26 protein-coding genes are annotated in these 22,833 nt (G+C 60.9%); 8 read left to right on the forward strand and 18 right to left on the reverse strand.

Annotated features, from left to right (window positions below):
* Positions 1-3: 3 nt before the first annotated feature.
* The 3 genes from rsgA to B9Z43_RS00305 are packed head-to-tail and all read right to left on the reverse strand — an operon-like array spanning position 4 to position 2,542.
* Positions 4-978, reverse strand: a complete 975-nt coding sequence (rsgA, locus tag B9Z43_RS00295) for a ribosome small subunit-dependent GTPase A (RefSeq protein WP_108322187.1) — start codon at positions 976-978, stop codon at positions 4-6.
* On the reverse strand, positions 975-1,286 hold the full coding sequence (locus B9Z43_RS00300; protein ID WP_108322188.1) for a 4a-hydroxytetrahydrobiopterin dehydratase: 312 nt from the start codon (positions 1,284-1,286) through the stop codon (positions 975-977). The genes rsgA and B9Z43_RS00300 overlap by 4 nt, the downstream gene beginning before the upstream one ends.
* Positions 1,283-2,542, reverse strand: a complete 1,260-nt coding sequence (locus B9Z43_RS00305; protein ID WP_108322189.1) for a M48 family metallopeptidase — start codon at positions 2,540-2,542, stop codon at positions 1,283-1,285. The genes B9Z43_RS00300 and B9Z43_RS00305 overlap by 4 nt, the downstream gene beginning before the upstream one ends.
* A gap of 87 nt (positions 2,543-2,629) precedes the next feature.
* Here B9Z43_RS00305 and orn point away from each other — a divergent pair, with 87 nt between their 5' ends.
* Both orn and B9Z43_RS00315 read left to right on the forward strand, forming a co-directional pair.
* Positions 2,630-3,217, forward strand: a complete 588-nt coding sequence (orn, locus tag B9Z43_RS00310; RefSeq protein WP_108322997.1) for an oligoribonuclease — start codon at positions 2,630-2,632, stop codon at positions 3,215-3,217.
* A gap of 265 nt (positions 3,218-3,482) precedes the next feature.
* Positions 3,483-5,573, forward strand: a complete 2,091-nt coding sequence (locus B9Z43_RS00315) for a DEAD/DEAH box helicase (protein WP_108322190.1) — start codon at positions 3,483-3,485, stop codon at positions 5,571-5,573.
* 159 nt (positions 5,574-5,732) lie between these two features.
* Here the strand turns inward: B9Z43_RS00315 and rplS are convergent, their stop codons facing one another.
* From rplS to rpsP, 4 genes are all read right to left on the reverse strand, one after another.
* Positions 5,733-6,116 carry a 50S ribosomal protein L19 gene (gene rplS, locus B9Z43_RS00320; RefSeq protein ID WP_108322191.1) on the reverse strand — a complete coding sequence of 128 codons (384 nt, stop codon included), beginning with the start codon at positions 6,114-6,116 and terminating at the stop codon, positions 5,733-5,735.
* A 207-nt stretch (positions 6,117-6,323) separates the two neighbouring features.
* Positions 6,324-7,088 carry a tRNA (guanosine(37)-N1)-methyltransferase TrmD gene (gene trmD, locus B9Z43_RS00325; RefSeq protein WP_108322192.1) on the reverse strand — a complete coding sequence of 255 codons (765 nt, stop codon included), beginning with the start codon at positions 7,086-7,088 and terminating at the stop codon, positions 6,324-6,326.
* 28 nt (positions 7,089-7,116) lie between these two features.
* Positions 7,117-7,734 (reverse strand): ribosome maturation factor RimM, encoded by a 618-nt coding sequence (gene rimM, locus B9Z43_RS00330; protein WP_108322999.1) that lies wholly within the window; start codon positions 7,732-7,734, stop codon positions 7,117-7,119.
* A gap of 16 nt (positions 7,735-7,750) precedes the next feature.
* Positions 7,751-8,002: a 30S ribosomal protein S16 gene (gene rpsP / locus B9Z43_RS00335; protein ID WP_108322193.1), complete on the reverse strand. Its 252-nt coding sequence runs from the start codon at positions 8,000-8,002 to the stop codon at positions 7,751-7,753.
* Positions 8,003-8,137: 135 nt separating this feature from the next.
* Here rpsP and B9Z43_RS00340 point away from each other — a divergent pair, with 135 nt between their 5' ends.
* Both B9Z43_RS00340 and B9Z43_RS00345 read left to right on the forward strand, forming a co-directional pair.
* On the forward strand, positions 8,138-8,659 hold the full coding sequence (locus B9Z43_RS00340) for a GNAT family N-acetyltransferase (protein WP_108322194.1): 522 nt from the start codon (positions 8,138-8,140) through the stop codon (positions 8,657-8,659).
* Between the two features lie 8 nt (positions 8,660-8,667).
* Positions 8,668-9,114, forward strand: coding sequence for a hypothetical protein (locus tag B9Z43_RS00345; RefSeq protein WP_108322195.1), 447 nt, complete (start codon positions 8,668-8,670; stop codon positions 9,112-9,114).
* Between the two features lie 57 nt (positions 9,115-9,171).
* On the opposite strand, the gene B9Z43_RS00350 is transcribed toward B9Z43_RS00345, so the two are convergent.
* From B9Z43_RS00350 to B9Z43_RS00385, 8 genes are all read right to left on the reverse strand, one after another.
* Complete coding sequence (locus B9Z43_RS00350) at positions 9,172-10,185, reverse strand: inorganic phosphate transporter (protein ID WP_108322196.1); 1,014 nt, start codon at positions 10,183-10,185, stop codon at positions 9,172-9,174.
* A 21-nt stretch (positions 10,186-10,206) separates the two neighbouring features.
* Complete coding sequence (locus tag B9Z43_RS00355) at positions 10,207-10,854, reverse strand: DUF47 domain-containing protein (RefSeq protein WP_108322197.1); 648 nt, start codon at positions 10,852-10,854, stop codon at positions 10,207-10,209.
* 92 nt (positions 10,855-10,946) lie between these two features.
* On the reverse strand, positions 10,947-11,309 hold the full coding sequence (locus B9Z43_RS00360; protein ID WP_108322198.1) for a DMT family protein: 363 nt from the start codon (positions 11,307-11,309) through the stop codon (positions 10,947-10,949).
* Positions 11,306-11,794, reverse strand: coding sequence for a 2-amino-4-hydroxy-6-hydroxymethyldihydropteridine diphosphokinase (gene folK, locus B9Z43_RS00365; RefSeq protein ID WP_108322199.1), 489 nt, complete (start codon positions 11,792-11,794; stop codon positions 11,306-11,308). The genes B9Z43_RS00360 and folK overlap by 4 nt, the downstream gene beginning before the upstream one ends.
* Positions 11,795-11,804: 10 nt before the next feature.
* Entirely contained in the window at positions 11,805-13,364 is a 1,560-nt protein-coding gene (gene pcnB / locus B9Z43_RS00370; protein WP_108322200.1) for a polynucleotide adenylyltransferase PcnB, read from the reverse strand.
* Positions 13,361-14,029 carry an HAD family phosphatase gene (locus B9Z43_RS00375; RefSeq protein WP_108322201.1) on the reverse strand — a complete coding sequence of 223 codons (669 nt, stop codon included), beginning with the start codon at positions 14,027-14,029 and terminating at the stop codon, positions 13,361-13,363. Before B9Z43_RS00375 ends, pcnB begins: the two co-directional genes overlap by 4 nt.
* Entirely contained in the window at positions 14,026-14,712 is a 687-nt protein-coding gene (gene hda, locus B9Z43_RS00380; protein WP_108322202.1) for a DnaA regulatory inactivator Hda, read from the reverse strand. The genes B9Z43_RS00375 and hda overlap by 4 nt, the downstream gene beginning before the upstream one ends.
* Positions 14,709-15,800 (reverse strand): AI-2E family transporter, encoded by a 1,092-nt coding sequence (locus B9Z43_RS00385; RefSeq protein ID WP_108323001.1) that lies wholly within the window; start codon positions 15,798-15,800, stop codon positions 14,709-14,711. Before B9Z43_RS00385 ends, hda begins: the two co-directional genes overlap by 4 nt.
* Before the next feature lie 156 nt (positions 15,801-15,956).
* Between B9Z43_RS00385 and purM the strand changes: the two genes are divergently transcribed.
* The gene (purM, locus tag B9Z43_RS00390; RefSeq protein WP_108322203.1) at positions 15,957-16,988 is read left to right on the forward strand and encodes a phosphoribosylformylglycinamidine cyclo-ligase; all 1,032 of its coding nucleotides are present in this window, start codon (positions 15,957-15,959) and stop codon (positions 16,986-16,988) included.
* Here purM and B9Z43_RS00395 read toward each other — a convergent pair whose 3' ends face one another.
* Positions 16,989-17,858: a SirB1 family protein gene (locus B9Z43_RS00395; RefSeq protein ID WP_108322204.1), complete on the reverse strand. Its 870-nt coding sequence runs from the start codon at positions 17,856-17,858 to the stop codon at positions 16,989-16,991.
* 19 nt (positions 17,859-17,877) lie between these two features.
* Positions 17,878-19,443 carry a murein biosynthesis integral membrane protein MurJ gene (murJ, locus tag B9Z43_RS00400; RefSeq protein ID WP_108322205.1) on the reverse strand — a complete coding sequence of 522 codons (1,566 nt, stop codon included), beginning with the start codon at positions 19,441-19,443 and terminating at the stop codon, positions 17,878-17,880.
* Positions 19,444-19,571: 128 nt separating this feature from the next.
* On the opposite strand from murJ, the gene rpsT reads away from it, so the two are divergent.
* On the forward strand, positions 19,572-19,874 hold the full coding sequence (gene rpsT, locus B9Z43_RS00405) for a 30S ribosomal protein S20 (RefSeq protein WP_108322206.1): 303 nt from the start codon (positions 19,572-19,574) through the stop codon (positions 19,872-19,874).
* Between the two features lie 261 nt (positions 19,875-20,135).
* Here the strand turns inward: rpsT and B9Z43_RS00410 are convergent, their stop codons facing one another.
* On the reverse strand, positions 20,136-20,456 hold the full coding sequence (locus tag B9Z43_RS00410) for a DUF3579 domain-containing protein (protein ID WP_108322207.1): 321 nt from the start codon (positions 20,454-20,456) through the stop codon (positions 20,136-20,138).
* Positions 20,457-20,665: 209 nt separating this feature from the next.
* Between B9Z43_RS00410 and B9Z43_RS00415 the strand changes: the two genes are divergently transcribed.
* Both B9Z43_RS00415 and argF read left to right on the forward strand, forming a co-directional pair.
* Entirely contained in the window at positions 20,666-21,868 is a 1,203-nt protein-coding gene (locus B9Z43_RS00415; protein WP_108322208.1) for an aspartate aminotransferase family protein, read from the forward strand.
* Positions 21,865-22,803 carry an ornithine carbamoyltransferase gene (gene argF, locus B9Z43_RS00420; RefSeq protein WP_108322209.1) on the forward strand — a complete coding sequence of 313 codons (939 nt, stop codon included), beginning with the start codon at positions 21,865-21,867 and terminating at the stop codon, positions 22,801-22,803. Before B9Z43_RS00415 ends, argF begins: the two co-directional genes overlap by 4 nt.
* The last annotated feature ends 30 nt before the right edge of the window (positions 22,804-22,833 follow it).

A 22,833-nucleotide genomic window follows, 5' to 3' on the forward strand; every position in this document is an offset into this window, starting at 1 on the left:
GCTTCACCAGCGCTGCTGGCTCAACTCTTCAAACAACTGCGCATAAATGCGGTGGCGGCGGGCACTGATGGTGCCTGCACTGTGTTCGCTCTCGACCTGCGCCAGCACAGCGCAACCGGGCTCGTGCAGGTGGGTGCAGTTGTAGAACTTGCAGCCGCCCAGATACTTGCGCAAATCGGGCATGCAATCGGCCAGGCGGGTCGGCTCGATGTGGTGCAGGCCAAACTCCTGAAAGCCCGGTGAATCGATCAGGGCGCTTCGTTGACCTGCGCTGGTGTCCAAGCTGGGCACCCAATACCAGCGGGTGCTGGTGGTGGTGTGTTTGCCCGAGTTGAGGGCTTGCGAAATTTCCCCGGTTTCGACCTGCGCATCGGGCACCAGGCGGTTGATCAAGGTGCTCTTGCCGCTGCCCGATGGGCCCAGCACCAAGGTGGTGTGGCCCGAGAGGTGCTCGCACAAAGCGGCCACGCCGTCGTCGGCCACTGCCGAGCGCGGGTTCAAACTCACGGGCACCACGGCGTAGCCCATGGCGCGGTATGGGGCCAAGCGCTCCCAAGCTTGTGCAAACGGCACGGCCAAATCGCTTTTGTTGAGCGCAATGACGGGCGTGATGCGTTCGGCCTCGGCGGCCACCAAAGCACGCGAAAGCTGGCTTTCAGAATACTCCGGGTCGGCTGCGATCAGGATCAGCACGCGGTCAAGGTTGGCTGCAAAGGACTTGGTGCGGATTTCGTCCTGCCGGTAAAACAGGTTGCGGCGCTCTTGCAGTTTTTCGATGCTGCCTTCATCGCCAGCGATTTGCCAGAGCACTTGGTCGCCCACCACCACCTGGTTTTTCTTGCCACGCGGGTGGCAAATCAGGCGGCGGCCTTCAGGCGTTTCCACCAGGCAGTGCCGCCCATAGGTGGCCACCACCAGGCCGGGTTCGAGCACGGCCGCGTCGGCTTGGGCGGGGCGTTGTTTGTTGAACTTGCTCATGCGGGCAACAAGCCGTCTGTTTGACGGGCGGCCTCAAAGTCGAGGCGGCTCAGGCCCTGCACATCGTGCGTGCACCAGCGGACCACGCAGCGGCGATGGTTCAGCACCACTTCCGGGTGGTGGTTGAGCTTTTCGGACAACCAGCCCACGCTGTTGACGAACAACAGGGCCTGCGTGTGCTCTGCAAACTCGAACGTCTTTTCGATCACCACGGCGTCACCATCGCCCTGCAAGCGCCAACCAGGCACCTGGCCCAGCGCCATGACCACTTCGGTGGGCGTGAAGGCGCGCAGCGCAGCGGTGCTCATGCGGCGCCCATCCGTGCCAGCCGCTCGCTGGCGGGCGGGTGCGAGTAATAGAACTTCACATACAGTGGATCGGGCGTGAGCGTTGAAGCGTTGTCCTGATACAGCTTAAGCAAAGCCGACGACAGGTCTTGGCCAGGCGTTTGCGAGACCGCATAGGCATCGGCCTCAAACTCTTGCTGGCGCGAGCGCCAAGACGACACGGGCGCCACGAACAAGGTGAACACCGGCGTGACTAGCATGAAGAGCACCAGCGCCAAGGCGTTGTTGCTGTCCGTCAGGCTGGGCATGACGCCCAAGCCCGTGTAGAACCAAACTTGCTGCATGAGCCAACCCAGCAGGGCCAGACCGGCCAAGGTGAGCGCAAAGCTGGTCAGCATCATCTTGAGGATGTGCTTGTGTTTGAAGTGGCCCAGCTCGTGCGCGAGCACGGCTTCCATCTCGGCAGGACTCAGTTGCTTGAGCAGCGTGTCGAAAAACACCACGCGCTTGCTGGCCCCAAAGCCGGTGAAGAAGGCATTGGAGTGCGCCGAGCGGCGGCTGCCGTCCATGACAAAAAAGCCCTTGGCCGTGAAGCCTGCGCGTTGCATAAGAGACTGCACACGGGCTTTGAGAGATTCATCTTCGAGCGGGGTGAATTTGTTGAACAGCGGCATGATCACATTGGGGGCGATCGCCATCAAGAACAACTGCCAGCCCACCAGGGCCGCCCAGGCCCACAGCCACCACAGGCTGCCGCCTGCTTGCATGAGCCAGAGCATGAGCCACAGCAAAGGCACGCCCAAGACCAGGCCGAGCAGCAGGCCTTTGGCCATGTCGGCCAGCCACAAAGCGGGCGTGATCTTGTTGAAGCCAAAGCGTTGTTCCACGCCAAAGGTTTGCACCAGCGACAAGGGCAAGCCGATCAAGCCGCCCACCAGCGTGAAGCCCAGCACCAAGGCTATTTGCTGCCCGATGCCAGGGCCCATCCAGCCCAGCAGCACTTGGTTCAGCGCGTCGAGTCCGCCCAGCAAGGTCCAGCCCAGCAAGACGGCGGCGTCAAGCGCGATGTCGATTTGCGAGAGTTTGGCTTTGGCCAGGGTGTAGTCCGCGGCCTTGTGGTGATCGGCCAGCGAAACGGTGTCGGCATAGGCTGCGGGCACCGCAGCGCGGTGACGCGACACGTGCCGAACCTGGCGCGCATTGAGCCAGGACTTGAGCGCCACATGCGCCAACAAGGCCACCACCAGGGTCACCGTCAAAGAAAGAGAAGGATTCATGCGGATATTGTAGGAGCCGCCCCTTCCCCCTTGCAGGTCGGCACCTTCTGGTCCGACATGGTCATCGGCTTCGGCGACAATCAGCGCATGTCTGAAGTGAACACCACCACCGCCCCCGAAGTGGCCGACTTGGCCAAGTCTGACCAGAACCTGGTCTGGATCGATTGCGAAATGACGGGCCTGGACCCCGAAAAAGAACGCCTGCTGGAGATCGCCGTGATTGTCACCGGCCCTCACCTGTCGCCACGCATTGAAGGCCCAGTGTTGGTGATCCACCAAAGCGATGAATTGCTGAACAAGATGGACGCCTGGAACAAAGGCACGCATGGCAAGAGCGGGCTGATCGACAAGGTCAAGGCCTCGACCACCACCGAAGCCGATGCCGAAGAGCAGATCATCGCCTTTTTGAAAAAATACCTGCCCAAAGGCGCATCGCCCCTGTGCGGCAACACCATCAGCCAAGACCGCCGCTTTTTGGTGAAGTTCATGCCCAAGCTGGAAGCGTTCTTTCACTACCGCAACCTGGACGTGAGCACACTCAAGGAGCTGTCACGCCGCTGGAAGCCCGAGGTGTATTCGTCTTTCAAGAAGCAGCAAAAGCACACCGCCCTTGCCGATGTGCACGAATCCATCGACGAATTGGCGCATTACCGCGAGCATTTCATCCGGCTTTGAAGTTTTTCAGGGAAAACCCTAGCGCTTTTTTTCGATCCGTGTCATAATCGTGGGCTCGCTGCGCAACATGTGCAGCGTTTCCTACATCTCCCTTCATGCCTTGACCCAACGATAGGGTCACTCACAGCGGCCAGGCTCCACGCCCAGCGCCACTCGCGAGCACCGTTTGATGGTTGATGTTTTTTCAACCTTGCGGTGCCTGCGGCCCAATGCAACAGCTTTTTCTGTTGACGGCCGTTGTTCCGTGCGAGTTTTATAGATACACATGACTGACACTTTGAACACAGTGCAGGACGACTTGTCGCCTGCCGAAATCACATCCATCGCCACCGAGTCGACTGCACAGCCCGCTGCGACCAATTTGGCCACCGAAATCATGGTCGCTGCAGCGGCCGAAATCACCACCGACGCAGCACATGAAGTCGCCGCCGAAGTGACCGAAGAAGTTGAAGCCATCGCCGATGTGCCCAACGGCTTCGTGGAATTGGGCCTGGCCCCTGAACTGGTGCAAGCCGTGGCCGACCTGGGCTACACACAGCCGACCGCTGTGCAATTGCGCGCCATTCCTTTGGCCTTGCCTACCGCTGGCGGCTCCAAAGACGGCCTGTCGAATGGCTACAGCGACTTGATGGTCTCCAGCCAGACCGGCAGCGGCAAAACCGCCGCCTTCTTGCTGCCCGTGTTGCACACCTTGATCGCCCAAATGGCCGAACAAGAAGCCATCGAACGCGCCGAGTTTGAACAAGCTTGCGCCGATGCAGCCGCCAAAGGCGAGCCAGCACCCAAGCGAGCCAAGCGCAAAGACCCCACCAACCCACGCAACTTCAAGGCACCGACGCCCGGCGCCCTGATCCTGTGCCCCACCCGTGAATTGGCCCAACAGGTCGCACATGACGCGATCGAGCTGGTCAAGCACACCCGTGGTCTGCGCGTGGCCAACGTGGTCGGTGGCATTCCTTACCAGCTGCAAATTGCCAAGCTGCAAAACGCCAACCTGGTCGTGGCCACACCTGGCCGTTTGCTCGACCTGCAACGCTCCATGCAAATCAAGCTGGACCAAGTGCAGTTTTTGGTGGTGGACGAAGCCGACCGCATGCTCGACCTGGGCTTCTCGGACGACCTGGCCGACATCAACGACATGACCAGCCAGCGTCGCCAGACCATGATGTTCAGCGCGACCTTTGCGCCACGCATTCAGCAATTGGCCATGCGCGTGATGCACGACGGCGGCTCCTCGGTCCAGAAAATCCAGATCGACAACCCACAGGAAAAACACAACAACATCAAGCAGGTGCTGTTCTGGGCCGACAACGCCCAACACAAGCGCCAACTGCTCGACCACTGGTTGCGCGACGCCTCGATTGACCAAGCGATCGTGTTCTCCAGCACCCAGATCGAATGCGACGGCCTGGCCGCCGATTTGCAGCAAGACGGCTTCTCGGCTGTCGCATTGCACGGCGCCCTGAGCCAAGGCATGCGCAACCGCCGCCTGATGGCGCTGCGCAATGGCCAAGTCCAGATCCTGGTGGCCACCGATGTGGCTGCTCGCGGTATCGACGTGCCCACCATCACCCACGTCTTCAACTTCGGCTTGCCGATGAAGGCCGAGGACTACACCCACCGCATTGGCCGTACTGGCCGCGCAGGCCGCGACGGCTTGGCTGTGACCTTTGCAGAAATGCGTGACCGCCGCAAGATCGGTGACATCGAAGCCTACACACGCCAGCCTTTCAAGGCGGAAGTGATTCCCGGCATGGAGCCCAAAGCACGCATGCCTGAGGCACGCAAGCCCATGGGTGGCCGTGGCGGTGACCGTTTTGGTGGTGATCGCAACTATGCCAATGCCAGCGGTGGCTTCCGTGGCCGCTCGGGCGGCGGCGGTGGTGGTGGCCGTGATTTCGGCAACCGCGAAGGTGGTTTTGACAACCGCGCCCCACGTGGCAACTTCCGCGATGAGCAGCCTCGCTTTGAACAGCGTGCGGAGCCCCGCTTTGACCCGCGCAAAGATGGCCGCGGTGGCGATGCCCGCTTTGACAACAACCGTGGTGGCGATCGCTTCGAACAACGTGGTGCCGCACCTGCGCACCCTTGGGACCGCGAAAACCGTGGTGCACCGCGCCAGGACGCACGTCCAGACGCACGCGGTGAAGGCCGTCAAGGCGGCCGCTGGGAAGACCGTGGCGACAGCCGCAACGCGCCCCGCGCAGCAGCACCTCGTGGCGCAGCAGGTGACAAGTTCGCCCGTGGCCCCAAGCAGTTTGGTGCTGGCAACTTCAAGCCCCACAATGCCGGCGGCGCAGGTGGTGGTGACGGCAAGCGTGGCGGCACCCGCGTGCTGAAAGTCACACGCGGCTGATCGCCCACCAACAGCCACCAGGGCCCTCGCGCCCTGAACGCTTCAAGGCCTTGCCCTCACCCGGCAAGGCCTTTTTTCTTGGGGCTGCGCGATGTGAACAGGCGTAAAAAAACCGCCACGGGCGAACCCGGGCGGTTTTTTCTACCTCGGAAAAAGGCTTTACGCAGCGGCCACTGGGGCTGCTTTGCGCTGAGGCAACTTTTCCTTGATACGTGCCGACTTGCCGCTGCGATCGCGCAGGTAGTACAGCTTGGCGCGGCGAACATCACCACGACGCTTGACTTCGATGCTGGCGATCAAAGGGCTGTAGGTTTGGAACGTACGTTCCACGCCTTCGCCGCTGGAGATCTTGCGCACTGTGAAGCCGCTGTTCAGACCACGATTGCGCTTGGCAATCACGACGCCTTCGTAAGCCTGAACGCGTTTGCGGCTACCTTCAACCACATTCACGCTCACAATCACGGTGTCGCCGGGGGCAAATTCAGGAATCACTTTACCCAAACGGGCAATTTCTTCCTGCTCAAGAGTTTGAATCAAATTCATTTTTTGAACTCCGTCCGATCATGCCTCGCTACACAAGGGGCGTTCTGTGCTGTAAGCGCTGGGCATCATGTGCACAACTGGAGCCAGATCGCGGCGGGTAGAGGATCGAAAAGCCTCCCATTATAACTTTTTACGACCCCAGGTCCACCTTACGCTCAAGATGGCCGATGCAAGCGGCTGCGCAAACGCCAGCAAAGCGCGAAGTTGTCACTCACCCGCCGAGGGCAGGTTCTTCAAAAAAGTCTCATCCTGACGGCTCAATCGGCCGTCCTGGCGTGCCCGAAGCAGCAACTCAGGGCGGTGCTGCGCGGTCAGGCGCAGGCTTTGCTCACGCCGCCAGCGCTCGATGTGGGCATGGTGCCCGGACATCAACTCCGGCGGTACGGCATGGCCCTGCCAGACCTCGGGTCGGGTGAAGTGCGGGCTGTCCAGCAGGCCGTCGAGCGCTGGGTTGAAACTGTCGAGCTGGTGGCTGCCTTCGTCGTTCAGGACGCCGGGCTGCAAACGGGCGACGGCATCGAGCAAGGCCATGGCGGCGATCTCCCCACCCGACAAGACAAAGTCACCCAAGCTGATTTGCAGGTCGACGTATTGGTCAATGAAACGCTGGTCCACGCCTTCGTAGCGACCACACAACAAAACCGCACCAGCGCTTTGCGACCAGTTGGCCACCGCGTTGTGATTCAAGGCCTGCCCGATGGGCGAGAACAGCACCAAGGGCGCAGGGTCGGCCTCGTTGCGGTCGGCGCGGATGGCGCTGAGCGTTTTGAACAGGGGCTCGGCCAGCATGACCATGCCAGGCCCGCCGCCAAAAGAACGGTCGTCCACGCGGCGGTAATTGCCCTCGGCGTGGTCACGGGGGTTCCACAGGCGCACATCGACCAGCCCGCCTTCGTAGGCGCGGCGTGTGATGCCGCTGGTGAGCAGCGGCGCAAACAGTTCCGGGAACAGCGTGATGATGTCAAAGCGCATGGATGTGGCCCTCCACGGCCGAGGCCGATCAGTAGTCGGGCTGCCAGTCAACGGTGATGCGTTTGCCAGGCAAATCGACACCGTCGACAAACGCGCTGACGAAAGGAATCATGCGCTCGACGGGTTTGCCGCCTTCGGCTTCGGGTGCGGCTTCGATCACGAGCACGGTTTGCGGACCCGTGGACATGAGGTCACGCACCTCACCAAGTGACACGCCTTCACGGTTGACCACCTGCAGGCCCATCAGGTCCACCCAGTAGTACTCGCCCTCGGCTGCGGTGGGAAAGCTGGAACGGGGGACAAAAATCCGGGCGCCACGCAAGGCCTCGGCGGCATTGCGGTCATCGATGTCGTGGGCGGTGGCCACGAGCGTGCTGGAATGGTCTTTGGACTCTTTGATGCGCAAGAGCAAGGGCTCGGTCCATGCAGCGGCGTCAGACTTGGCGGCTGCAGCTTCCGTGGGCCGCTTGGGTTTCATGGGCCGATCGGGCGGCAACAAAAACCAGCGCTTGGAAGAAAAAAGCGCCTCGGGCGAGGCGCTGTGGGGCAAGACCTTGAACCAGCCTTTGATGCCCCAGGCATCGGCAATGCGCCCGACTTCGATGGCGTCAGCGGGCAGTGCCGCCGTCTCCAGAGGTGGACGCATGGCCGACATCAGCCGATCAGGCTGCTGCTTTGCCAGCTTGACGGATCAGGCGTTCCACGGTGGGAGAAGCCTGGGCGCCAACGCTCTTCCAGTAGGTCAGACGGTCTTGGGCAATGCGCAGACCTTCTTCGCCACCACGGGCTGTGGGGTTGTAGAAACCGATGCGCTCCAGGAAGCGGCCATCACGACGCACGCGCTTGTCGGCGACGACGATGTTGAAGAAAGGACGTGCTTTAGAGCCGCCGCGGTTCAGACGAATAACAACCATGATTTATCCTTGGGTGGTTGGATGGCTTCGGAACAATTGCCGAGACACCCGTTTTCTTCCAGCGTTTGAGACACGCAACTGGCCACCCGGCCAGTGACACACTGAAAAGCCCACCATTATACAACGGGAGCACCAATGCCCTTGATCCGACGCAGCCGGGACGAAGATATCGCGGCCATCACAGCCATTTACCGGCACCATGTGCTCACGGGCACGGGCACTTTCGAGATCGATCCCCCCTCAAAAGCCGACATGAGCGCCAGGCGTGCCGATGTGCTGGCCAAGGGCCTGCCCTACCTGGTCGTGGAAGACGCCGGTCAGGTGCTGGGCTTTGCCTACTGCAACTGGTTCAAACCGCGCCCGGCCTACCGCTTTTCGGCCGAAGACTCGATTTACATGGCCACAGGTGTGCAGCACAAAGGGCTGGGCAAAGCTTTGCTGACCGAACTTTGCGCCCAGGCCGAAAGGGCTGGTGTTCGCAAGTTCCTGGCGGTGATCGGCGACTCTGCCAATGCAGCCTCGATTGGTGTGCACCGCTCAGTGGGCTTCACACCGGTGGGCACCCTCACATCTTGCGGCTGGAAATTCGACCGCTGGCTGGATGTGGTGATGATGGAAAAGCCTTTGGGCGCAGGCGACAGCACGCCTGCTCAATAATCAACCCCATGAAAAACAAAACACTGGCCACCTGGCTCACTTTTTGGGGCGGCCCCTTGGGCCTGCACCGCTTTTACCTCAAGGGCTTGGGCGATTCGCTGGGCTGGCTATTGCCGATACCAACGGCACTGGGCATTTATGGCATTCAACGTGTTCAGGCATTTGGCCTGGATGACAAGTTGAGCTGGGCATTGATCCCTTTGCTGGGGTTCACCATCGCAGGCTGTGCACTGACGGCGATCGTTTATGGCTTGATGACGGCAGAGAAATGGAACACCCAATTCAACCCGCAAGCTGCGCCCGATGCGCCAGCGGGACAAACCCATTGGACCACCATCATCGGCATCGCATCAGCTTTGCTGCTCGGCACCGCCGTGCTGATGGCCAGTCTGGCTTTCAGCTTTCAGATGTACTTCGAATACCAGATTGAAGAGGCCCGGCTGATCAGTCAGTGACACAAAAAAAGCCGGACAGTGTCCGGCTTTTTGCTCCAGCGCATGGCGCGGCTCGCTTCAGTCGAACACTTGGAAGCTGACCCAGTACGCAATGGCGGCCACAAAAGCGCTGGCGGGAATGGTGAGCACCCACGCCCAGACGATGTTGCCCGCGACACCCCAGCGCACAGCGCTGGCGCGCTGCGTGGAGCCCACACCCACGATGGCGCCCGTGATGGTGTGGGTGGTCGAAACAGGAATCCCCAAAGAGGTGGCCAGGAACAAGGTCATCGCTCCGCCGGTTTCAGCACAGAAGCCGCCCACCGGCTTGAGCTTGGTGATTTTTTGCCCCATGGTCTTGACGATACGCCAGCCGCCGAACATGGTGCCCAAGCCAATCGCAGCGTAGCAACTGATCACGGTCCAGGTTGGCGGCGCCTTATCGCCAGCGGCAGCATAGCCCGTCGCGATCAACATCATCCAGATGATGCCGATGGTCTTTTGTGCGTCGTTGCCACCGTGACCCAAGCTGTAAGCACCGGCAGACACCAGCTGCAAGCGACGGAACCATTTGTCCACTTTGGAGGGGCGGGTCCGACGGAAGATGTTGGCCACCAGGACCATCATCAAAGAGCCCAGCAAAAAGCCCAGAACCGGCGACACAAAGATGAACGAGACGGTTTTGATGATGCCCGAGGACACCAAAGAACCTGCACCGGACTTGGCGATCACAGCCCCCACAATGCCGCCGATCAGGGCGTGTGAAGAGCTGCTGGGGATGCCGTAGTACCAAGTGATCACGTTCCAGGTGATGGCACCCACCAAAGCGCCAAACACCACATGGGTGTCCACCACGCCAGGCTGAACAATGCCCTTGCCCACCGTCGCCGCCACACTCAGGTGGAAGATGAAGATGGCCACAAAGTTGAAAAAGGCAGCAAACACCACGGCTTGGGTGGGCTTGAGCACGCCCGTGGAGACCACGGTGGCGATCGAATTGGCCGCATCATGAAACCCGTTCATGAAGTCAAAAATGAGTGCCAAGGCGACCAGCAAGATCACCACCCACAAGGCAGCTTGTACGGTTTCCATACGTCAGATTCCCGCGTCAGATCAGGAATTTTCGAGGACGATGCCCTCGATCTGGTTGGCCACGTCTTCACACTTGTCGGTGATGGTTTCCAGCAATTCGTAAATGGCCTTGAGCTTGATGATCTCGCGCACATCGGCTTCTTCGCGGAACAATTTGCTCATGGCGCTGCGCATCACGCGGTCAGCATCCGACTCCAGGCGGTCGATTTCTTCGCAGGTTTTGAGGGCCGACTCGGCCACCGCAGGCTCACCGATGCGGGGCAACAATTTCACAGCGTCTTGCACGCGTTCGCAGCAACGCACCGACAAATCGGTCAGGCGGGTGATCTCTTCGGTCATGTGACGCACGTCATACAGCGCCATGGTTTCAGCGGAGTCCTGGATCAGGTCGGCCACATCGTCCATCAAGTTGATCAAGGCGTGGATCTGTTCACGGTCGATGGGGGTGATGAAGGTGGTGTGGATCAGGCGGTTGACTTCCTGGGTCACGCGGTCTGCTGCGTGCTCGGCGTTGTCCACATCGCGGTTGTATTTCTCGCGCAGGTGAACATCGTTGTAATTGGCCACCAAATTCGAAAAGGAGCGAGCCGCCTCGACAATGCGCTCCGCATGTTGGTTAAAAAGTTCAAAAAAATTGCCTTCTTTAGGCAGCAATTTACCAAACAGCATGTAGAACTCCTGATGACTGGGAAGAGCGAATATGACATTCGTGTGACTGCAGCAAGTTTAACTGTTTGTAACCCTTTCAAGGGCTGAAAACGTCAAGCGCTTCGGAAAATGAAATAAACCGCGCCCACCATGCACAAGGCGGCCCAAAGGTAGTCCAGCTTGAACGGCTCTTTCAGGTAAATCACAGCAAATGGCACAAACACCGCCAAGGTGATGACTTCTTGCATGATTTTGAGTTGCCCCACGCTGAACTCGGTGTGGCCAATGCGGTTGGCGGGCACCTGGAACATGTATTCGAACAGGGCGATGCCCCAACTCACCAAAGCCGCCGCATACCAAGGCGCAGCCGACATGTTGCGCAGGTGGCCGTACCAGGCGAAGGTCATGAACACATTGCTGGTCAACAGCAGCAACACCGTCTGCAAGGCCACGGGCAAGCTGGTGAAAAAGGTCATGGCACGCTTTCAGCCAAAGGCTCGATGCTTTGCCCCGCCACGCTGGCCCAATGCGCGGGCGTGACCAGATCAGGGGCCAGATCGGCCAAGGGATACAACACAAAAGCCCGAGTCCACATGCGTGGGTGCGGCAAGGTCAGGCGCGGGCTGTCCATCCGGGCCAGGCCATACAACAGCACATCCAGATCCAGCGTGCGTGGTGCGTTCTGATAAGGCCGCAAGCGTCCTGCCTGGTTTTCAAGATCCTGCAGGGCATCCAGCAACTCAGGGGCGCTCAAACGGGTTTCGAGCCGCACCACCGCGTTGATGAAGTCAGGCCCCTGGGCCTCAAAAGGTGCAGTGCGGTAGAGGCGCGAGCGGCCCGAACACACGGTGCCGGGCAATCGGGCCAAGGCGCTCAGGCTGCCCAGCACCGTCAGCCGCGCGTCGCCGAGGTTGGCGCCCACGGCCACGTAGGCGGTCACAGGCTCACGGTCTGCCAGCATGCGGCCGCGTTTATTCGGCGCTGGCCGCGCCTGGCTCACCACCGCTGCCGGGCTTGCGGCGGCGGCGACGGCGTTTTTTGGGCGCCGAGTCATCACCCGATGGTGGCGCATCGGCATCGGATTCAGGCGCCGACTTCACAGCCGCAGCGCGGGGCGAAGCGCCCTCGCCTTGTGGCTTGGGCGCACGGCGCACGCGGGGCTTGGCCAGCTGCTCGGCCTTGGCGGCCTGCACCAGGTCTTCACGCTCGGCATCGCTGGCCATGCTGAACTCTTGCCACCAATCGGCCAGGGTGTCGTCCACTTCCTGAGCATCGGCGCGCAGACGCAAAAAGTCAAATCCTGCGCGAAAGCGGGCTTGCTCCACCAGGCTGAAGGGCGTGGCGCCCACGCGCTTTTCAAACCGGGGCTGCATCATCCAGATCTCACGCATGTCGGCGGCCAGCTTGCCGCGGCCCGACACATCGCCAATGCGGGCATCAAACACCTCGTCAATCGCGTCCTGCAAGGCCGGATACGGATGCTCCTTGCGCGCTAGGCGTGCCGCCCAGCCGTCACGCACATCGGCCCACAGCACACAGGCCAGCAAGAAGCTGGGGGCCACCGGCTTGCCCTCGCCCACCCGGCGGTCGGTGTCGGCCAAGGCGGCTTTCACGAAATCGCTGTCGGCACGCTCGACCACAACATCCAGCAGCGGGTAAATGCCTTTGGCCAAACCCAGGTGCTTGAGCTGCGCGATCGAGGCCAGCGCGTGACCGGTCTGCAGCAGCTTGAGCATTTCGTCAAACAAGCGGCTTTGCGGCACATCGGCCAGCAAGGTGGCCGCTTCGACCAGGGGCTTGGCGGTTTTGGATTCGAGCTTGAAGCCCAAGGGGCTGAGCTTGGCCGCAAAGCGCACGGCGCGGATGATGCGCACCGGGTCTTCGCGGTAACGCGTGGCCGGGTCGCCAATCATGCGCAGCGTGTGTTTCTTCGCATCCTGAATGCCGCCGTGGTAGTCCACCACGATCTGGGTTTCAGGGTCGTAATACATCGCGTTGACGGTGAAGTCACGGCGCGTGGCGTCTTCGTCTTGAGGGCCCCAGACGTTGTCGCGCAGCACACGGCCACTCGAATCCACCGCATGCTGGATGCCTTCAAGTTGGCGCTTGCTGGTGCGCTCGTTACCTTTGACCTGCTCGGCCGCCGCGTTGTCCAGGTAAGCACGGAAGGTCGAGACCTCGATCACTTCGTTGTCACGGCCTCGCCCATACACCACGTGCACGATGCGAAAACGACGGCCAATGATGAACGCACGGCGAAACAGGCCTTTGACCTGCTCGGGCGTCGCATCGGTGGCCACGTCAAAGTCTTTGGGGCGCAAGCCCAGCAACAGATCGCGCACGGCGCCGCCCACGATGTAGGCTTCAAAGCCCGCTTGCTGCAAGGTGCGTGTCACGTTGATGGCGCGTTCGTCCACCAGGTTCGGGTCGATGCGGTGCACCGATGCGGGCACTTCTGTGCGACGGCCGAAACTCGGCTTGTTACCGCCAGCCGGTTTGCCCAGCAGCTTGGTGATGAATTTCTTGATCATTCTTGAAACAGTTCGAGGATGCGCCAGCCACGCTCTGTGGCCAGCTGACGCAACCGAGCGTCAGGGTTCGTTGCCACCGGATGGTGGGCTTTTTCCAAAAGCGGCAGGTCGTTCATGGAGTCGGAGTAAAAACTCATCTCCACATCGTCCCAGTCCAGGCCTTGGCGGGCCAGCCACTGCGCCACACGGGTGACTTTGCCTTCACGGAACGACGGTGTGCCTTGGATCTCGCCGGTGATCCAGCCCGTGCTGTCGCGTTCCAGCTCCACCGCGATCAATTCGCTCACGCCAAAGGCCTGGGCGATTGGACGGGTCACAAACTCGTTGGTGGCCGTCACGATCATGACCGTGTCACCGGCCTGCTGGTGCGATCGTACCAGCGCCAGCGCCTCGGGCGTGATGCGCGGGCGAATCACCTCGTCCATGTAACGGTCGTGCGCGCGGGCCGCTTCAGCTGCCCCATGCGCTCGCGCAGCCTGCGTGGCAAAGCGCACGTAGTCATGGATGTCGAGCGTGCCCGCCTGGTAGTGGGCATAGAACTCGTCGTTGCGTTGGTTGAACACGGCCGGATCGTTCCAGCCCAGCTCGGTGGTGAACACGCCCCAAGTGTGGTCCGAATCGATCGGCAAGAGCGTGTGGTCCAGATCAAACAGCGCGAGTTTCATTCGTTCTCCAGCATCGCGCGCACCAAGGGAATGGTCAGGGCGCGTTGCGTTTGCAAAGCATATTGGTCCAAGTGGTCGAGCAGCTGCATCAAGCTGCCCAGATCACGCGAGAAGCGGTTGAGCATGTAGGACATGACCTCGTCGCTCAAAAACAGGCCCCGGGCATCGGCCGCCTGGCGCAACACAGCACGGCGCTCGGGCTCATCCAGGACCTGCAGGGCATACACATGGCCCCAACCCAAGCGGGTGCGCAGATCGTCGCGCAACTTGAGGTCAGCCGGGGGCATGGCGCCTGCGGCCAGCACCCAGCGCGGTGTGCCTACGCGGGGTGTGAGCGCGTTGACAAACCAGTTGAATGCGGTGTGCTGCTGCTCGGCGTTGTACAGGTGCACATCGTCCATCAGCACCGCCACCCAATCGTCGTTGAACTCAGGCGGGTTCATGGTGTATGCATCGAGCCAACCCACTTGGGCGCCCTGCTCTTTGAGCGCGTGGTGCACCGCATGCAGCAAATGGGTTTTGCCCGAACCGCCCTCGCCCCAGAGGTAACTGGGCACAGGTGAACGATGGCTCGATGACGTCCACAAACGCAAATGACTCAAGGCGGCCTCATTGGGGCCAGCAAAAAAATTATCCAGCGTGGGGGACGAAGCCAGGCCGATGTCCAAAGCCAGTTGCTTCATGCCTTGCCAGGCCCTTGTTCATCATCGGCAGCGCCACTGTTCCGGTAAAGATCGCTGTGCAGGTATTGGCAGCGCAAACGGCGAAGCCCCACCAGCAAAACGGCGCTGGCGGGCAAGGCGATCAACACGCCCACAAAGCCCATCAGCTGGCCAAAAGCCATCAAGGACAAGATGACCGCCAAAGGATGCAAGCCAATGCGCTCACCCACCAGGCGCGGGGTGAGCACGAAACTTTCGATCAGCTGCCCCAGCCCGTACACCACCGCCAACATGAGCACGGCCTGACCGGGTGCCAATTGCAACAAGCCCGCCAGCAAGGCCAACACCAGCCCCAAACCAAAACCCAGATACGGCACAAACACCGCCAACCCCGTGAAGATGCCAATGGGCAGCGCCAGCTCCAGGCCAAACAGCCACAAACCCAACGCGTAATACACCGCCAGGCACAGCATGACCAGCAACTGACCCCGCAGGTATTCGCCCAACACGGTGTCGCATTCGCCCATGAAGCCGTCGAACACGCTGCGCCATGCAGGCGGCACCAGATCGGTTGAGGACCGCAACAGCCGTGCCCAGTCCTTGAGCAAATAAAACAAGGCCACAGGCACCAGCACGACAAAACCGGCCAGTGCCAGCGCGGCGCTGCCACCGAGCTTGAGCGAGGACATCAAGGGTGCCCACCAGTCTTCGCGGTTGGCACTCAAGTACGCGACCAGCTGGCTTTTCAGCTCGCTCAGGTCCAGCGACACCGAAATGCCCATTTGCGCGAGCCAGGGCGTCAGCGATGCATCGAGTTTGTCAAACAGCAGCGGGATTTGTTGCTGCAACAAAGGCCACTCGCGCACCAGGATGGGCACCAGCAGCAGCACGATGCCCAGCAAAGCCAGCAGCGCCACGCCCTCGACCAACACCACGGCCAAGAGGTGGGGCAATCGACCACCCGACACGCGCACCAGCTGGAGCACCAAAGGGTTGAGCACATACGCCAGCACTGCGGCCACCATGAAAGGTGCCAGCACAGGGGCCAAGAGCCAGAAAATCAGCACCGCTGACAGGGCCACACCACTCCATGCGGCCAAGCGGGACATCAAAAATGGAACAGGTTGCTGCAAGTGAGACTCGTCTTTTGTGAAAGGGGATCGGGAACCGTCAGGGTGAACCCTTAAAATAAGCCTTGATTTTAGTCTGCCAGCCCGTTTATTGGCCCCCGTACCCCATTTACTTGCCCGCTGAGGGCCGAAACCATGAGCCACACCCCACTTTCTTACAAAGACGCAGGCGTTGACATCGTTGCAGGCGACGCACTGGTCGAGCGCATCAAGCCCTTGGCCAAGAAAACCATGCGCGAAGGCGTGCTGGCCGGCATCGGCGGTTTTGGCGCGCTGTTTGAAGTGCCCAAGCGCTACAAAGAACCCGTGCTGGTGAGCGGCACCGACGGCGTGGGCACCAAGCTCAAGCTGGCGTTTGAATGGAACATGCACGACACCGTGGGCATCGACCTGGTGGCCATGAGCGTGAACGACGTGCTGGTGCAAGGCGCCGAGCCCCTGTTCTTCCTCGACTACTTTGCCTGCGGCAAGCTGGACGTGGACACGGCTGCTGCCGTGGTGGGTGGCATTGCCAAGGGCTGCGAATTGTCGGGCTGCGCTTTGATCGGCGGCGAAACCGCCGAGATGCCGGGCATGTACCCCGCTGGCGAATACGACTTGGCCGGTTTTGCCGTCGGTGCGGTCGAAAAATCCAAAATCCTCACCGGTCAAAACGTCAAGGCGGGCGACGTGGTGTTGGGCCTGGCGTCCAGCGGCGTGCACTCCAACGGTTTCAGCCTGGTGCGCAAGTGCATCGAACGCGCAGGCTCAGAAGCCCCCGCCACACTCGACGGCAAGCCTTTCAAGCAAGCCCTGATGGAGCCTACCCGCCTGTACGTGCTGAACGTGCTGGCCGCATTGGCTGCTCACCCCATCAAGGCTTTGGCCCACATCACCGGCGGTGGCTTGCTGGAGAACATCCCCCGCGTGCTGCCCGAAGGCCTGGCCGCGCACCTGCAAAAAGGCAGCTGGCCCCAGACCGAGCTGTTTGCCTGGCTGCAAAAAACCGCCGGCATCGACGACATCGAGATGAACCGCACCTTCAACAACGGCATCGGCATGGTGGTGGTGATTGACGCGGCCGAAGCCGAAAGCTGCGCGGCCACCTTGCGTGCCGCGGGTGAGCAGGTTTACACCATCGGTGTAATTGCCGCCCAAGGCAGCGGCGAACAGGTCGTCGTGGCCTGATCAGGCGGGCGCGTCGCCTGAAAGTTCGCGCAAGCGGACTTTCAGCGCCGCTTGATCGGGCGCCGATGGCTCGGCGCCCAAATACACCTGCAAGTCGTGCAAGGCATCCTGCATGTGGCCCAGCTCGGCGTGCACCAAGCCGCGGTCGCGCCGCTCGGTCCACACTTCTGGAAGCAACACCACCAAGCGGTCCAGCACCGCCAGCATGCGGGGCCAGTCTTCTTGCGCACGGAACACTTCTTTGAGATTGCGCAGCATGCGAGCCAACAAGTCGCGCGGCGGGCAGGCCTGCAAATACAAGCCCAGAGGCGTTTCACCGCTGTCCAGATCGGCGCCGGCAGCCCAGTCCACGTCGTTGCGGTAAGGCCCCAGCCGCTCGGCCAGGGTGTCCAGGCCGAGCGACTCGCCGGTCAGCGGGTCCAGCACCACCAGACCGCCTTCGAGTGCGACTTTGACCAGAAAGTGCCCCGGAAACGAAATGCCTTGCGCGTGCAAACCCAAGCCTTGCGCCAGCTCCAGCCAAATCACCGCCAATGCAATGGGCAAGCCCCGGCGGGTGCGCAGCACCTCTTGCAAGTAGCTGTTTTCCGGCGCATAAAAATCATTGGCATTGACGCCAAAACCCATGTCTTTGTAAAACACCTGCGCCAAGATGGCCAGGCGGGTCAGCTCGTCGGCATCCTCGGGCAAACGGGCTTTGACTTTTTTCAGCAAGCGCTCCACGTCGTCCAGCACGTGTTGCACATCCAGATCGGGCTCTTCGTCTTGCGCCAAACTGGCTGCCGCTTCCAGCAATGGAAAGTGCTCATCGCTTTGCACCAGGCTGGCAAAGTAGTCCAGCGGCGAGACGGGTTCAAATTTCAAATCCATGGCTCAGACCTGCGCTTTTTCAACGCTTGAGGAAGGCCTTCAGGCGCACGCCTGTGGCCCACAAGGCACCAAAATACAGCACGGCCGAAGTCAGCAAGACCACCACCATCCAGCCGATTCGCAGCCAGGGCGTCTGGCGCAAACTGACCCATTGCAATTGGTGCGCGGCCACCCACAACAAGGCCGCCAGCAAGCCCGTGGCCACCAGCACCTGCAAGGCAAACCGCGCCCAGCCCGGCTGGGGCTTGTAACTGCCTCGGCGCAGCAAGCCGATCAACAACCACAGGGCATTGACCAAGGCGCCCAAGCCAATGGACAAGGCCAGCCCGGCATGCTGTAGCCAAGGCACGAACAAGAGGTTGAACAATTGGGTGATCACCAGCACCACCACCGCGATCTTGACCGGCGTGCGGATGTCCTGGCTGGCGTAATAACCCGGGGCCAGCACCTTGATGGCCACCAAACCCATGAGGCCAATGCCGTAGCCGGTGAGCGACAAGGTGGTTTGCTGCACATCGCGGTCGGTGAAGGCCCCGTAGTGGTAGAGCACCGCCACCAAGGGCTCGGAAAACACCAGCAGTGCCGCCGCACAGGGCAAGGCCAGCAGCAAGACCAGGCGCAAGCCCCAGTCGAGCATGGCGGCATAACGGTCTGCATCGCCCGTGGCTTTGGCCGCCGCCAGCTGCGGCATCAAAACCGCACCCAGTGCCACGCCCAACATGGCGGTGGGGAACTCCATCAATCGGTCCGCATAACTGAGCCAGCTCACGCTGCCGGGTGCCAGGTGCGAGGCAATCTGGGTGTTGATGAGCAAGGAAATCTGGGCCACACCCACGCCCAGCAAAGCCGGTGCCATCAGGCGCAAGATGTTGCGGGTGGCCGGATTGGTCCAGGCCCGTCGAATGGCCGATGGCCTGATGCCCATGCGCGGCAACAAGCCCAATCGCTTGAGCGCCGGGATCTGCACCAGCAACTGCAAAACACCGCCGAGCATGACGCCTGCAGGCAAGGCATAAACGGCTTCAATGCCGCGCGCAGCCAGCCAGGGCGACAAACCCAGGGCCGCCGCGATCACACTCACATTGAGCAGCACCGGCGTGGCCGCAGGCACGGCAAAGCGCTTCCAGGTGTTCAAGATGCCCGCCGACAAGGCCACCATCGACATGAAGGCGATGTAGGGAAACATCCAGCGGGTCATTTGCACAGCCGACTGGTAGCCCTTGGGGTCTTGTTGCAAGCCGCTGGCCAAAGCCCAGACCAGCCAAGGCGCTGCCAACACCCCAATCACCGACAAGGCCAGCACCGACCAGGCCAAGGCCGTGGCCACGCTGTCGATCACATCTTTGGTGGCTTCGTCGCCATGTTGGGCCCGGTTGGCCGCCAACACCGGGACAAAGGCCTGGCTGAAAGCGCCTTCCGCAAACAAGCGGCGAAACAGGTTGGGAATTCGAAAGGCCACATTGAAGGCGTCGGTCAGGGCGCTGGCCCCGAAGGCCGAGGCGATCAACAGCTCGCGCACCAGCCCCGTCACTCGGGAGGCCAGCGTGAAAATGGAAACAACAGAGGCAGAACGTAGGAGGCTCACAGGCTAGGAGTGTAGCGGCCCATGGGCTGTCCCATGGCCGCTTGGCCTGCAGGGGGAGAAATGGGTGATTCCTTCTGCTAGAATGCTGGGTTCGCCGACAACATCCTCAGACCCCAAAGGAAATCATCATGGCATCAGCTAAGCCAAAGAAAAAGAACCCCCGTCTTGCATCCGGCCGTAAACGCGTCCGCCAAGACATCAAGATCAACGCTGCGAACTCTTCGCTGCGTTCCAAATACCGTACCGCTGTCAAGAACGTTGAAAAAGCTGTTCTGACTGGCGACAAGACCAAAGCCACCGAACTGTTTGCCAAGATGCAAGCGGTTGTGGACACGATCGCCGACAAGGGCATCTTCCACAAGAACAAGGCTGCTCGCGACAAGAGCCGCCTGAGCGCCAAAGTCAAGGCCTTGGCCCTGGCTGCAGCCTGATCCGCTTTTAAAGATCCACAGCCCGGCCGGAATCTTCTGGCCGCCGTTTGAAACGGGTGCGCTGTCAGCGAAACCAAACCGCCTTCGGGCGGTTTTTTCATGGGCCGTTCAATCACCGCAGGATGGGCGTGTTGGCGGGCTCCTCATGATTCGCACGCTCATAAAATCGTCGCCCACCCACACGCCCATCCTGCTGCACTGTGCGCAAACAAAAACCGCCCGAAGGCGGTTTGATGTTCTGGGGGGCTTGTGTGGGGTGAATTATTTGGCAGCCGGCAGATCAGGCAACAAGCAAGCTTCTGCCACTTGCAGGCCGTTGTCGCGTGCAAAGTTCATCACGAAATCCCAGGCCATGACGTCGTGATCACGCAGGTCGCGGTGGACCACCACGCATTTAACCCCGGCCAAGGTCGTGGGAATGCACCAGGGGGAATAGCTGAGGTGGCTGCCCGGAGTCGCGCCACCGGGGCGAAATGGGCTCATCACACCTGCCAAACGTTCGGCCCAGTCGCTGGGGCGGAATGTTCTGCCATCCTGGGTGATGCCCTGGATGAAAACTTCTTTGGCGTTGTTGGAAACCATCGGATAGAGGTGTGAGTGAAGACTTTCCAGTGACCGGGATCGCCGCGCACTGGTTTACCCGAGTATTGTATCTTATATAAGACTTAAGCCGGTCAGACGCTCGCCAAAAAGCCGTCGCAAGCGCTGCGTTCAAGCTGCGCCGTTCTGCCTCTAAAATCTCGTTTCAGCGGCCCTCTTCGTTGGGCCGATTTTATTTTTGGAGTTCACGCATGTCCGCTTTCATTGAAGCCGCCTCACCGCACACCATGAACACCTATGGCCGACTGCCGATTGCACTCAGCCATGGTCAAGGTTGCCGAGTTTGGGACGTCAATGGCAAGGAGTACCTCGACGCATTGGCCGGTATTGCCGTGAACACCCTGGGCCACAACCACCCGGAATTGGCCCCCGCGCTGCAGGATCAGATCGGCAAGATCATCCACACCTGCAACTATTTCCATGTGCCCAATGCCGAAGTGCTGGCGGCCAAGCTGGTCGAGTTGTCGGGCATGACGAATGTGTTCTTTTGCAACTCGGGTCTGGAAGCCAACGAAGCGGCCATCAAACTCGCTCGCAAATTTGGCCATGACAAGGGCATCACCAACCCCAAAATCGTCGTGTACGAAAAAGCCTTCCACGGCCGCAGCATCGCCACGCTCAGCGCCACGGCCAATGTGAAACTGCAGCAAGGCTTTGGCCCCATGCTTGAAGGCTTTGTGCGCGTGCCGCTCAACGACATCGAGGCCCTGAAAAAAGCCACCTTGAACGACCCCGATGTCGTGGCCGTGTTCTTTGAAACCATCCAGGGCGAAGGCGGCATCAACCCCATGCGCGCCGACTACCTGCGCGATGTGCGCGCCCTGTGCGACCAGCAAGACTGGCTCTTGATGATCGACGAAGTGCAGTGCGGCATTGGCCGCACCGGCAAATGGTTTGCCCACCAGTGGGCAGGCATCGTGCCCGACGTCATGCCGCTGGCCAAAGGTCTGGGCTCGGGCGTGCCGATTGGCGCGGTGGTGGCTGGCCCCAAAGCCGCCAACATCTTCCAGCCCGGCAACCACGGCACCACCTTTGGTGGCAACCCACTGGCCATGCGCGCCGGTGTGGAAACCATCCGTATCATGGAAAAAGACGACCTGCTGGGCAACGCCGCCCGCCTGGGCGCTCACTTCCACGACCAACTGACCGCCGCATTGGGCGGCCTCAAAGGCGTCAAGGAAATCCGTGGCCAGGGTCTGATGATCGGCATCGAATTCGATCGTCCTTGCGGTGTCCTGCTCAAGCAAGCCGCCGACGCGGGCCTGATCATCAACGTGACGGCCGACACCGTGGTGCGCCTCTTGCCGCCACTGATCATGACCACCGCCGAAGCGGACGAGGTGCTGGCCATCCTCTTGCCGCTGATCAAAACCTTTTTGGCAGAACAAGCATGAGCGTTCAGTCCCCCGTGCCTGTGCGGCATTACCTGCAGTTCACCGACCTCAGCGCCGACGAATACGCGCACGTGCTGACGCGTGCCGCCGAAATCAAGCGCAAGTTCAAGGCCTACGAAAAATACCACCCGCTGGCCGACCGCACGCTGGCCATGATTTTTGAAAAAGCCAGCACCCGCACCCGCGTGAGCTTTGAAGCCGGCATGTACCAACTGGGCGGCTCGGTGGTGCACCTGACCACCGGCGACAGCCAACTGGGCCGCTCCGAGCCCATCGAAGACAGTGCGCGTGTGATCAGCCGCATGACCGACATCGTCATGATCCGCACCTACGGACAAGACAAGATCGAGCGCTTTGCCTCGCACTCGCGTGTGCCCGTCATCAACGGCCTCACCAACGAATTCCACCCCTGCCAGATCCTGGCCGACATCTTCACCTTCATCGAACACCGTGGCTCCATTCAGGGCAAAACCGTGGCCTGGGTCGGTGACGGCAATAACATGGCCAACACGTGGCTGCAAGCGGCTGAATTGCTGGGCTTCACCGTGCACCTGAGCACGCCCAGCGGCTACGAAGTGGACCAGGCCATTGCAGGCCTGAGTGGCAACGCCAACTACAAGATCTTCAAAGACCCGCAAGAAGCCTGCCGAGGAGCCGATCTGGTCACCACCGATGTGTGGACCAGCATGGGGTTTGAGGCCGAAAACGAAGCCCGCAAAAAAGCCTTTGCCGACTGGTGCGTGAACGAAGCCATGATGCAAGTGGCCAAGCCAGATGCTTTGTTCATGCACTGCCTGCCTGCACACCGCGGCGAAGAAGTCAGCGCCGAAGTCATCGACGGCCCGCAATCGGTCGTGTGGGACGAAGCAGAAAACCGCCTGCATGTGCAAAAAGCGCTCATGGAATTTCTGCTGCTGGGCCGCGTCCAATCCTGATCTGTCACCCCGGACTTGATCCGGGGTTCC

The organism is Limnohabitans sp. MMS-10A-192 (assembly GCF_003063335.1).
Lineage (GTDB): Bacteria > Pseudomonadota > Gammaproteobacteria > Burkholderiales > Burkholderiaceae_C > Limnohabitans_A.